Annotated in this window: 10 protein-coding genes and 1 pseudogene; 3 read left to right on the top strand and 8 right to left on the bottom strand. The window is 45.6% G+C overall.

The features are described from left to right. Positions 1-4: 4 nt before the first annotated feature. From Q0389_RS09440 to Q0389_RS09405, 8 genes are all read right to left on the bottom strand, one after another. Entirely contained in the window at positions 5-2,137 is a 2,133-nt protein-coding gene (locus Q0389_RS09440; RefSeq protein ID WP_298693727.1) for an LPS-assembly protein LptD, read from the bottom strand. Further along, positions 2,130-2,579: an RDD family protein gene (locus Q0389_RS09435; protein ID WP_298693726.1), complete on the bottom strand. Its 450-nt coding sequence runs from the start codon at positions 2,577-2,579 to the stop codon at positions 2,130-2,132. The genes Q0389_RS09440 and Q0389_RS09435 overlap by 8 nt, the downstream gene beginning before the upstream one ends. Then, a complete protein-coding gene (purD, locus tag Q0389_RS09430) occupies positions 2,579-3,847 on the bottom strand; it encodes a phosphoribosylamine--glycine ligase (protein WP_298693725.1) in 1,269 nt (422 codons plus the stop codon). Before purD ends, Q0389_RS09435 begins: the two co-directional genes overlap by 1 nt. A gap of 284 nt (positions 3,848-4,131) precedes the next feature. Next, complete coding sequence (locus tag Q0389_RS09425; protein ID WP_298693724.1) at positions 4,132-4,791, bottom strand: uroporphyrinogen-III synthase; 660 nt, start codon at positions 4,789-4,791, stop codon at positions 4,132-4,134. Between the two features lie 10 nt (positions 4,792-4,801). Then, entirely contained in the window at positions 4,802-6,346 is a 1,545-nt protein-coding gene (gene guaA / locus Q0389_RS09420; RefSeq protein ID WP_298693723.1) for a glutamine-hydrolyzing GMP synthase, read from the bottom strand. A gap of 93 nt (positions 6,347-6,439) precedes the next feature. Beyond that, the gene (gene nhaD / locus Q0389_RS09415; RefSeq protein ID WP_298693722.1) at positions 6,440-7,768 is read right to left on the bottom strand and encodes a sodium:proton antiporter NhaD; all 1,329 of its coding nucleotides are present in this window, start codon (positions 7,766-7,768) and stop codon (positions 6,440-6,442) included. Beyond that, positions 7,765-9,216 (bottom strand): L-aspartate oxidase, encoded by a 1,452-nt coding sequence (nadB, locus tag Q0389_RS09410; RefSeq protein ID WP_298693721.1) that lies wholly within the window; start codon positions 9,214-9,216, stop codon positions 7,765-7,767. The genes nhaD and nadB overlap by 4 nt, the downstream gene beginning before the upstream one ends. Then, positions 9,206-9,334 carry a hypothetical protein gene (locus Q0389_RS09405; protein ID WP_298693720.1) on the bottom strand — a complete coding sequence of 43 codons (129 nt, stop codon included), beginning with the start codon at positions 9,332-9,334 and terminating at the stop codon, positions 9,206-9,208. The genes nadB and Q0389_RS09405 overlap by 11 nt, the downstream gene beginning before the upstream one ends. 71 nt (positions 9,335-9,405) lie before the next feature. Between Q0389_RS09405 and uvrC the strand changes: the two genes are divergently transcribed. The 3 genes and pseudogenes from uvrC to Q0389_RS09390 all read left to right on the top strand — a co-directional run. After that, positions 9,406-11,214 carry an excinuclease ABC subunit UvrC gene (gene uvrC, locus Q0389_RS09400; RefSeq protein WP_298693719.1) on the top strand — a complete coding sequence of 603 codons (1,809 nt, stop codon included), beginning with the start codon at positions 9,406-9,408 and terminating at the stop codon, positions 11,212-11,214. Between the two features lie 71 nt (positions 11,215-11,285). After that, complete coding sequence (locus Q0389_RS09395; protein ID WP_298693718.1) at positions 11,286-11,699, top strand: PAS domain-containing protein; 414 nt, start codon at positions 11,286-11,288, stop codon at positions 11,697-11,699. A 10-nt stretch (positions 11,700-11,709) separates the two neighbouring features. Beyond that, positions 11,710-12,071 (top strand): annotated as a pseudogene (locus Q0389_RS09390) (hypothetical protein); the annotation flags it as partial.

Raw genomic sequence — 12,071 nt, 5'->3', positions numbered from 1 at the left:
CTCTCTAATTGGTCATTTTATAACTAAAATCCGAACCGCCGATCGGTTTGAGGATTATAGTGATAAAAATATACGAATCATCAATAGAATCGCTTACATTTGTATTCGTCAGTGTAGGGCGTCTGTTTTTAACATATTTAAGACCGAAGTCAAGACATCGTGTCGAATACAAAAATCCAATTTCTCCACGTTTTAACAATGCTTCATGATAGTCGTACGCGATAGAGCCGAAATATCGGTAATGGCTATTGTACTGATACGCCGCATCCGCCGTCCAGTAACTGATATAGGTCGGAATGTTGCGTAATTTCACCGTATCGTACACAAGTTCATCCGTATAGTAATGGGTAAGACCGGCCGTCACAACCCCGTCATTATAGCGCAGAGTGTTTTGTTCTTTTGTAATTCGGTTACGGTCGTGATTAAAAGCCGTCTGATTATAGTAAGAGATTGCGGTCGTGATTTCCCATTCCAGCTCGTTTTGAAGTTCACCGTAATAGCTTCGCTGATCATCATATCGAAAATTTTGGGACAAACGATCCGCAAGTATCTGTTGCCCGTCTTCGATCAGATAGTTGTTGATCCCCAGCGATAAAGAGTCATTCGGATCATCCAGTGTATAAAATTCGCAATCTCCGCCGACGCATGCATCGCGATACGTTTTGTAATATCCCCGATAATACCGCGTTCCCGCAGAGGTATAACTGACCGAGGGGGTAATGACGTGACTCAGCGACTCATAGTTTCGAACCAATGTCGACGAAAGGGCAAACGTATGATCGAGCTGGGCATAGTAGCCCGGTTTGTAGACACTGTTATCGCTGTTGCTCGACGCGCCGTAAAATCCGATACTCCGTCCCGATGCATTCGCCGTATAGCTGGCATCCAAATAGTTATCGAACAGCGATGTCTGCAACGTCAAAGGGACATTGAAATCGACCTGAGCTGCTTTTTTACCGTCTGGACGGTAAAAATGAGTTGCCCTAATATCTGCATTCGCCAGGAGATAATTATCTAAAAAACTCTCAAGATAGCGGTGGTAATGAAGACTCGGCAATGTCTGGATCGTTTTCGCATTATTTTCTTGGTCGAGGTATTGGTAGTATTTGAAGTAGGCACCCAGATAATTGTCTTCACTACTGTAATATCCATTGATACGGGAAAAGACTTGTTTATCAGTCACATTCTGAGTTTCATCCGTTTTTTGCAAATTCAGATAATCCACGTCGTTCATCCATTTGGCATCGACATATAACCCGGATTCCCCTTCGAGTTTCGAGTCAAACCATTCGCGCAACGGTGCACTATGGCGATAGTTCACCCCGTATCCGTAATGTTCTCGATTGACCAAATCATATTCTTGGGCGTAATTGTTTTGCTCTTTAAAATACCCGAGTTGAATAGAGCCTTCCGAAGAAGGTGTGTCGACAAAGCGGATATCGGTATATAGCCCTGCTCCGCGAGACGTACGGATTTGGGGACGCAATTCCATATCCCACCAGTTTTGCGGTGCGATATAGATCGGCTGTTGATAATAAAACCCCTCTTTGCTTGATAACCCGAAAGAAGGGATCAAAAGTCCGCTTCGGCGTGTTCGATCGGTAGGATAACCGAAATACGGGAGATAAAAGACCGGAACGTTTTCAATCTCCAAACGGGCATTATACAAATTAACCCACATGGCATCGGTATCGTAATCAGCGCTGCTAAAGCGTATTTTCCATAACGGATCGGCCGAATTACATCCCGAAACGGCACCGCTGGATAAATCAATTTCGTTTTTGCATCCCTGCGCTTCTTCAGTACTCATCCACGCTTCTGAAACCTGATCAAACATATAATAAGGCTTCGCAAAATAGGTATCATTGAGAAGATCGACCCGGGAGTAATCGCTGATAACATGATATTGCCCCCCCTTAAATACGTTTACCGATCCGGTTGCTTCTATCACACTGGTATTATTATCATAGGTCAGTTTATCCGCACTCAATATCTGATCTTGATACAAAATTACCGGATCTCCGTCGGCATGGGCGAGCGAGCCGTTTGCATCCGCAGCCGTTCCGTACAATTCAACACGGTCATTGCCCAGCAAGAGGGTGGATACGATCAAACTGATCCAAGAAAGTTTACGCATTTATCACCAATGTTCGGGCTGTACGGTCGTGCCAACTCCGTCGATAAGGGTCCAACATCGCCCAGACAAATCCGAAATAAAATAAAAGCTCACTGACAACCCGAAACACACTGCGGTTAAATGCACATAAAAAGCTGGGATATGAGAGGGTAGAAAGTTCGATAATGCGGATTTTCATCACGATTTTACCGATGCTGGCACCGTATTGCATTGTGAAAAAAGTATGATAGATAATTTTGATACTCATGTATTCCAATAAGAAACTATTGGTTAGCAAAATCATATCTTCGAATGTTTTGGCATTCCCCATCGAATCCCATAAAATAATCACCATAAGTACGGAAAGAAGCAGTTCGTCAATACCAAACGCCGCCGCTCTTTGGCGAATCGTTGCAAGCTCCAAATGTTCGCGCTGTATCAGCGATTCGATTTGTTCATCCATTACCGAAGTGCCTGATATGCAATATCTGTCCGAAGTTTCTTACCGGCATAATGGACCTGCCCACACAGCATATAAGCACGATCCCGAGCTTCTTTGATGCTATCCCCGACACCGACACATACCAAAATACGTCCTCCGCTTGCATAAAGTTTATCTTCTTCCGCGCTTACGCCGGCATACGCGATATGGGTATTTTTAGCAATTTCTTCGTGGTGGATCTCATCGACGATGATCTCTGCCGGTTCGGAATTATCATAAGGGTAGTTCCTACTTGCCATAACGACACCGACCGCATACTGTTTATAAAACTCCACGTTCAACGTATCAAGCTGCTTGGTAGCCGCTTTGTAAAAAAGCTCGCTGGCAGGGGTTTTGAGAAGCGGCATCAAAATCTCACACTCGGGATCACCGAAACGGACATTGAACTCCAACGTAATCGGCTCGCCGTTAACGATCATAAGACCGATAAAAAGGACCCCCTCAAACGGCGCCCCCTCTTCTTGCATCCCTTTAAGGGTCGGTCGGACGATTCGATCTTTCACTTTCTCATAGATCACATCATCGACCAAAGGTGTCGGTGCATAAGCCCCCATCCCGCCGGTATTGGGACCCTCATCATTATCCAAAAGACGCTTATGATCTTGTGCGGCAGGGAGGAGAATAAAATCTTTCCCGTCACACAAAGCAAACATCGAAAGCTCATACCCGTCCAAAAATTCTTCGACGACAACCCGTTTACCCGCATCACCGAATGACTTCCCACTGAGCATTTCGGAGACGGCGACTTTGGCCTCTTCATAGCTCATCGCTATGATAACCCCTTTGCCCGCACATAATCCATCCGCTTTGACAACAATCGGAGGAGTCAGCGATTCGATAAATTTAAAGGCATCCCCGATATGATCGGTTTCGATATAGCGTGCCGTAGGAATATTGTATTTGGCTAAAAAGTTTTTCATATATACTTTTGAACCTTCAAGCTGCGCCGCCGCCTTAGTAGGGCCGAAAATAACCAGTCCTTTGGCTTTAAATACATCTACTACACCGTCGCTCAGTGGTCCTTCCGGTCCGACAATAGTTAGATCAATCGCATTGTCGAGAGCAAATTGCGCCAATTCATTGTAATCTTTAATCGAAACGTTTTCCCCGAGCATCGGTGTCGCACCGTTTCCAGGAGCGAAAAAAAGTTTTGTGACAGCCGCATCTTTTTTTAAAACTCTTCCGATTGCAAACTCCCGTCCGCCGCTGCCAATTACCATTACTCGCATATTCCACCTTATTTTCATCAGAGTTTTATTATCTTATTTCAATCTCTCTTTGAGGTTCAAATAAAACAAAAAGGCCCGGGCGGGCGTTTCGCAGTAGCTTTGGTTCTCAAAGCCGAATAAAGCCACTCGAGCGCCTTTTCCGGCGGCGATTTCTCACGTAAAACACGCTCAAGCGAAACCACCGACACCCAAAGGCGACTACGGCTGTGACTAGTTGTATATGTAGAACCCTCAAAATGCGATTAATCGCTTCACCCAGAGTTAACAATTATAACCCTAAAAGCTTAAAAGGGTGATGAATTTTTAGACTCTTGTACGATTTTACAGGCCGATTTCACTGCAGAAGCGACGCTTGTATCCGGGCTTACATACGACTCAATGCTCTCCGGTAAAGCGCTTTGCGTCGTTTTACCGATAACGATAACCGAATGGGTCGGTTGAAACGTATATTTTTCCATAAAACACCGAATACTTGAAGGGGATGTAAAAATAAGAACCCCGTCAGGCTCGATGGTATCCATAAACGCATTCTCATTGCAATGCGTCGCATAGACAACCGCTTCATCTATCCTAAAACCTTTTAATCTGGCATGTTCGACCCATGAAGATGCAACAACTTCAGGACGGAGATAAAGCCATTTTCCGTTGCGTTGTTTTGCGCTCAATACCTTTGGAATTGATTCGCCGTACCCTTCAGCCGTCTCGACATGAATCGCTCCGGACTCCTTGGCAAAGCGTGCTGTCGGTTCCGAAACGGCAATACATTGCAGCCGTTCCCACTCCGGCGTATAATTTTGCAGTGCGCTAATCCCTTGCTTTGAGGTAACGATGATCCCTTCATATTCGGAAAAATCAATAGACGGTGTCAAAAAAGTGATGGAAAGAATGGGGATATGGATAACTCCCGGATAAGGAGTTTTAGAAATAAGATAGATCGGGCGCAAGGGATGCGCCTTATTCCCACTCGATCGTTGCCGGCGGTTTGGAGCTGATATCGTAAACAACCCGGTTGATACCGTCTACTTCGTTGATAATACGGCGGCTGATACGCTCTAACAATGTATGTGGCAGGTGAGCAAATGTCGCCGTCATACCGTCCACCGCTTCGACGACACGGACACAGACCGTATTGTCATAGGTACGGTTGTCACCCATAACACCAACCGATTTCACGTTAAGAAGTACGGCAAATGCCTGCCACGTTTTGGCGTAATATCCGCTTGCTTTGAGCTCATCAAGCAAAATAGCATCCGCTTCTCGAAGCAAATCGAGATCCGGTTTGTTGACTTCGCCCATGATGCGGATTCCCAATCCCGGCCCGGGGAACGGATGACGATTAACGAGTGAATCCGGCAAGCCCAGTTCAAGCCCGAGTTTACGTACCTCGTCTTTAAAAAGATCGCGAAGAGGTTCGATCAATTCGAAATCCATCCAATCCGGCAGTCCGCCGACGTTATGGTGTGATTTAATCGTAACGGAAGGACCGTTTACTGAAACCGATTCAATAACGTCAGGGTACAATGTCCCCTGTGCGAGGAATTTGATCCCGTCATGCTTTTTAGCTTCCGCTTCAAATACTTCGATAAAGGTATGTCCGATGATTTTGCGTTTGGTTTCAGGATCGGTAACCCCTGCCAATTTACCGAGGAAAATCGACGAAGCGTCCGCAACGATCAAAGGCACTTTCAAATGGACTTTAAAGATATTTTCGACAGACTCGCGTTCCCCTTTTCTGAGAAGCCCGTTATCAACGAATACAGGGATCAATTGATCTCCGATCGCTTCATACAACAACGCCGCAACAACCGAAGAATCGACTCCGCCGCTAAGAGCGCACAGCACTTTCCCCTCACCTACCTGGGCGCGGATTTTGGCGATCTGCTCTTTCAAGAAATGTCCCATATCCCATTTTTCGGTGATGCCGCAGATTTTGCGGGCAAAATTGCGAAGCATCAAATACCCCTCTTCAGAGTGATTGACTTCAGGATGGTACTGCATCGCATAAACCATTTTTTCTTCATTAGCGATTGCCGCATACGGAGAGTTCGGCGAATACGCGATCGGAACGAATCCCTCCGGCAATACATCAACTTTGTCCGAGTGGCTCATCCATACGATCCGTTCGTCTTCGCACCCTTCAAAGAGAATCGAGTGCTGCGTCATATCGATCGTAAGTTCCGCTTTTCCGTATTCGTGATGATCGCTTCGGATCACCGATCCGCCGAAATCGACCGCGATACGCTGCATTCCGTAACAAATACCGAGTACGGGAATACCCATCGAGTAAACCCCTTGATCGACTTCGTACGCATCTTTATTATAAACGGAAGAAGGGCCGCCGCTGAGAATAATCCCTTTTGGGTTTTTAGCCTTAATCACATCGATTTTAGTGTGGTAGGGAAGTACTTCGCAATACACCTTGTCTTCACGGAGACGGCGTGCGATCAACTGCGTATATTGTGAACCGAAATCAAGAACGATAATATTGACATCTTTCAAAGGAGAGCCTTTAGTTGGAGATAATCGGGAGGGAGTGGGTACCCTTTGCGTTAATGAAAGGGTACCCTATTGTAGTTTAATTTTGAATATGACTTAATAAATGCCCAGAACGATGAACTGCAAATACCAGATTCCGATCGATACAACGTATCCGACCAAAACCGTCCAGCCCAGTTTCATATGGGAAGAAAACGTATAGATTCCATGCATTTTTCCCATAACACCGACACCTGCCGCACTTCCGAAACTGATGAGCGATCCTCCGATACCGGCGGTCATCGTCACCAACATCCATTGTGCCTGATCAATCGCCGGGCTGGCTTTAAGCACCGCCGACATAACCGGAACGTTATCCACCACGGCAGAAAGGAATCCTACTCCGATATTCACGACTGTCGGACTGAACATCGTATAGAGTTTTGCCGCATATTCCAAAAAGCCGGTAAAGTGAAGTGCCCCTACCGCCGCCAAAATACCGAAAAAGAAAAGAAGCGTATTATTCTCGATTTTACTCATCGCTTCAAAGATACTGACATCAACGTTATGCCGTTTCTTGAGAAAATACATATAAAGCTGCAAAATAGCCAAACCGAACAGCATTCCCCACATCGGAGGCAAGTGAATAAGCTGTTTTCCCAAAACCGCCAGGGCAATCGTCAACGCACCGAATGCAATGATAACTTTTCCCCCTTTGAGTATCTCGATTTTAGCCGCCGCTTCCGGATCGCCGTCTTTTAACGGATCCAAATCCGGCACATATCGGCTTAAAAGGAACGCCGTAATCCCCCATCCGATAAATGATGCAGGGAAAAGATATAAAAATTCGCTAAACGCACCTTTTTCGGCCGCCCATACCATCAATGTCGTAATATCTCCGAACGGACTCCACGCCCCTCCGGCATTTGCCGCGACAACGACGTTAATGGCACTCGGTACCAAAAAAGCTTTATTCTTATTATCGATGGTTAGCAAAACCGTCGATAAAATCAATGCCGTCGTCAGATTGTCAGCCACAGGGGAGATAAAGAATGCCAATAAACCGGTAATCCAAAAAAGTTCCCGATAACTGTATCCTTTCGCAATCAGTTTTGCCCGCAATGCACTGAAAACCCCGCGTTCGATCAACGCTTCGATATAGGTCATCGCGACGAATAAGAAGAAGAAAATCTCAGAGATTTCCAAAATCAGATGATCCACTTCGTGTTCAAACGGAGTAAAACTTGCCCCTTCAATGGCATAATAAAGACCGATAAGGACGAACATGAACGTCCCTGTAAAAAGAGCCGGCTTCGCTTTATCGATATGGTATTTCTCTTCGGTTGCAATAAAATAGTAACCTACCACAAAAATGGCAAGCAGCAGCCATCCAAACGGACTGCCCACAAAATTTATCGCTGCATGTTCTGCAACTTCTACTGTCATTCACTAACTCCTTGTGTCATATAATGTACCCCTATCGATTTTGACCGTTTTTGTGCCGATTCAACGATACATCTGGCACTTAATAATCGAAGACGCAGTAACCTGCCGATCTTCTGATTAAGCATCTCTTCAATGGCCTCTCGGGCACGCTGTAATCCTTTCGGAGTGCGCACGATAGACACATTCTCCCACATTATACGACGCAGAAAGTCTTTTTTTTCTTTATCGCCCGGCATTTCAAGCGCTTCCGTACCGATTTCAAAACGTGTGTTACAGCTGTTTACAGAGTTTTCGATAATCGAATGAGCCGCTTTTCGTGCGAAAACAAGCCCCTCAAGCAAGGAATTGCTCGCCAACCGGTTGGCTCCGTGTACCCCCGTCGATGCAGCTTCCCCCACGGTGTAAAGCCCTTTGATTCCGGGAACGTTCCCATTGATATCGCTTTTAATCCCGCCGACGGCGTAATGAAATGCCGGCGATATCGGGACGCGATCTTTGGGAAGATGGAATCCCAAATCGTTTAATGCCTTGTAAATATTCGGAAAACGCTCTTTAAAGTATTCCGATTCAAACTGTTCGCAAGAGAGAAATACCTGTTTACCGCTCCGTTTTTTGTAATCGAAAATCGCCCGGCTGACGATATCCCTCGGCGCTAATTCACCGCGCGGATCGTATTCGAATAAAAACCTATATCCGTTCTCATCAACAACTTGTGCCCCTTCTCCTCTGAGCGCTTCGGAAAGGAGCTGTTTTCGTGCCCAATTGTTGGCTACGAAGACGGTCGGATGAAACTGCATCATCTCCATCGATTCGAGCGCGATCCCTTTTTCGATACAAATGCCGTGAATATCCCCGCTGATCGTCGAAGCATTGGTATGGTATTCGTACAGCGATCCCACTCCTCCGCTCGCGATAATCACGTTATCGGACAATATAATACGACGGCTACCTTCACTCACTACTTCCACGCCGCAACACTGATTGTTCCGAATAAGCAAATCGACGACGGTCGTATTACTAAGCATCGGATGCGGATTTTGGTTTAGCAGGAAAAAATGGAGATAACGTCCCGTCGCATCCCCTCCGGCGTGCAAGATACGGCTTCGAGAATGCGCGGCCTCTTTCGTGTAAAGCAGGTTTCCTTCTTCGTCTTTATCGAATGCGAATCCCCGATTTATCAGATCACGAATCACCTCTTGAGAATGTTCGCTCATCATTCGAACGGCTTCAGCATTGCACATTCCCGCTCCTGCATCGAGCGTATCGCGGACATGCAGTTCGATATCGTCGTCGTTATATGCCGTCGTAACACCACCCTGAGCATAATACGTATTACATTCCCACGGATTGGATTTGTTAATGATTAAGACTTTTAACGTTTTGGGCAGAGCGATCGCAGCGTACAAACCTGCAACTCCGGAACCGATAATCACGACATCATAACGCAACAGACGTACCCTCTTGCGTAGGCTGTTTTTCGTAATACGGCGGCGCTTTATACCCGCATCCGCCAAGCAGCAGCATTGCTGCCACCGCGCTGATGAGAGCCGTTAATCTTATTCCCATGTCATCCCTTTATTCTCTTCAGTCTCAGATGGTATAATAGCTTCAATAAATTATTCATTAAGTGCCTACCGATGATCGATCAAATTCGCTCTTTACCTCACGAAGCGGGTATTTACCAGTACCTTGACGACAAAGGGAGAATTCTTTATATCGGCAAAGCCAAAAATCTCTCCAAACGGGTTAAAAGCTATTTTAACCTTACTCCGGTTTTAAGTCCTAAATCTACCCTATCTTTACGAATCCAAAAAATGCTCTCCGAAACGGTTTCTTTGCACTATATCATCGTCGAGAACGAGCATGACGCGTTAATTTTGGAAAACTCTCTTATCAAACAGTTGAAACCGAAATACAATATTCTACTGCGCGACGATAAAACTTATCCCTATCTGTACGTCGACTTGGATGATGCATATCCCCGTTTTGAATTGACCCGCAAAATCATCAAGGGAAAATCGATCCGCTATTTCGGCCCTTTTTCAGTCGGGGCACGCGATATTCTCGATTCTCTCTACGAGCTTCTCAAACTGGTACAGAAAAAAAGCTGTCTGAAAGGGAAAAAACGGTGCCTTTTTTATCAAATGGAACAATGTCTCGGCCCCTGCGAACTTCCCGTCCCGAGAGAGCTGTATATGCAAATGGTCACCCAAGGGATAGAGTGGATCAAAAACAAACGCAAACTGATCAAAGAGCTTGAGCGTAAAATGGGGTTCTATGCCGAAGCGGAACGGTTTGAAGAGGCTCTAGTTCTAAGAGATCGAATCGAAAGGATCGGAAAAAGCGAAATCTCATCCCAGATTGATCTCGCTTCGACGGATGATTATGACCTTTTTGCCATCGCACTCAATGCGACGCGAGGCTGCATTCTCCGTCTGTTTATTCGGGAGGGGAAAGTGGCCTCTGCGACGCACGACTTTATCACTATCACCCCTTATTTTTCCCTCGACGAAGCATATGAACGGACAATTATCGGGTTTTACGGAAACGAGCGTCCTCCGATTATCGCCCCTATTCTGGTGGCCCATACGTTTGAATCCCAAGAATGGGTCAAAGAACATCTCAGCAGTCTCTTTGGTAAAAAAGCTTCTTTGGAGGCACCTTTACGCGGTAAGAAAAAAGAACTCATCGATTTAGCACTTAACAACGCCGATGAACTGCTCCGATCGCCTCAGCCGGGTAATGGCTCACTGCTTCTCTCGATTCAGGAGCTGTGCGGGCTCGAAACATTCCCTGAACGTATCGAAGTTTTTGACAATTCTCATCACGGAGGCACAGCTACCGTCGGAGCCATGATCGTCTATGAAAAAGAGTCTTTCGATAAAAAAGGATACCGTTCTTTCCATCTGCATACTCACGACGAATACGGACAAATGCGTGAAATGCTGACACGGAGAATCGAAGGCTTCCGAGAGAATCCTCCCCCGGATCTTTGGGTACTGGACGGAGGAGAGACTTTACGTTCGCTTGCAATCGATCTACTTCATTCCAACGGCATCCATCTCGATGTAATTGCCATCAGCAAAGAAAAAATCGACGCGAAAGCGCATCGGGCCAAAGGCTCGGCACATGACATCATCCATACCGAAAATCATCTGCTTCGGCTGGAAAGTTCGGACAAACGGTTGCAATTTCTTCAAATGCTGCGAGACGAAGCGCATAGAAGCGCGATTACTTTCCACAAAAAAACAAAACTTAAATCGGATCAGCACTCTCACCTTTTATCCGTCCATGGAATCAGCCACGCCAAAATACGAAAACTGATCGACTATTTCGGTACATTCGAGGCCATAGAAAACAGTGACTTTCAGACCCTTTGTGAACTAATCGGGTCAAAAGACGCTAAAAATATCCAAAATTTTTACCGTGAAAACCTTTCTAAGTAATCTTTTATGGAGTTTATGCCATATTCCACAGATTACGTTTTCAGCAGTTTTTTAGCTAAGGGGTCGAATGCATGGAAAAACCTAATCCGATTGATGAAGAATATTTCTTCGATGGACGTGCCATTGTCAGCGAAACGGACTTAAAAGGCAATATTACGTTTGCCAATCGAAAATTTTGTGAAATTTCAGGCTACAGCATTGATGAGCTCATCGGCGAACCGCATAATATCATTCGTCATCCCGATATGCCCAAAACGGCATTCGCTCAGATGTGGAAGACCATACAATCAGGAACTCTTTGGCATGGGTTGGTAAAGAACCTACGCAAAGACGGCCGCTATTACTGGGTCGATACCGAGGTTTCCCCTTCGTATGATGAAACCGGTAAACTCAAAGGGTATATCGCGGCTCGCAAACCGGCATCACGCAAAAATATTGAAGAGACTGCCGAGTTATACCGAAAAATGCTAGAACAAGAACAATAGGGAGAGATGCGTGCTATTTTATAACCACAAACACGAATTTATCGGTATCGACGATGAAGGGCTAAAACTACTCAATTACGCTTCTTTGGAAGATTTATTGGGAGTCTGTCAAGATGCTGCCGATCTCTTTGCCAAAGAACCAGGCTATATCCACAACTTTAAAAGCTTCAGCTGGATCAATTTCTTGCTTCATGCCGATTCGGATGCCCGTACAGCGATCGTTCATGGAAACGGCCGCACGTTTTCTTGTACCTTGGAAGTTCATAATTTTTTCATGTGTTCCGAGCCGTCTCAAAACGGTTATATGATCGAAATGACCCACATTACCTCTGTGGGCGAAGATACTTTTGTTTCTAATCAAGCAACATCTTC

Source organism: uncultured Sulfuricurvum sp., from assembly GCF_937936435.1.
GTDB lineage: Bacteria > Campylobacterota > Campylobacteria > Campylobacterales > Sulfurimonadaceae > Sulfuricurvum.
The sequence above is the reverse complement of the archived record's forward strand: the minus strand, read 5'-3'. Positions and strand labels throughout refer to the sequence as shown.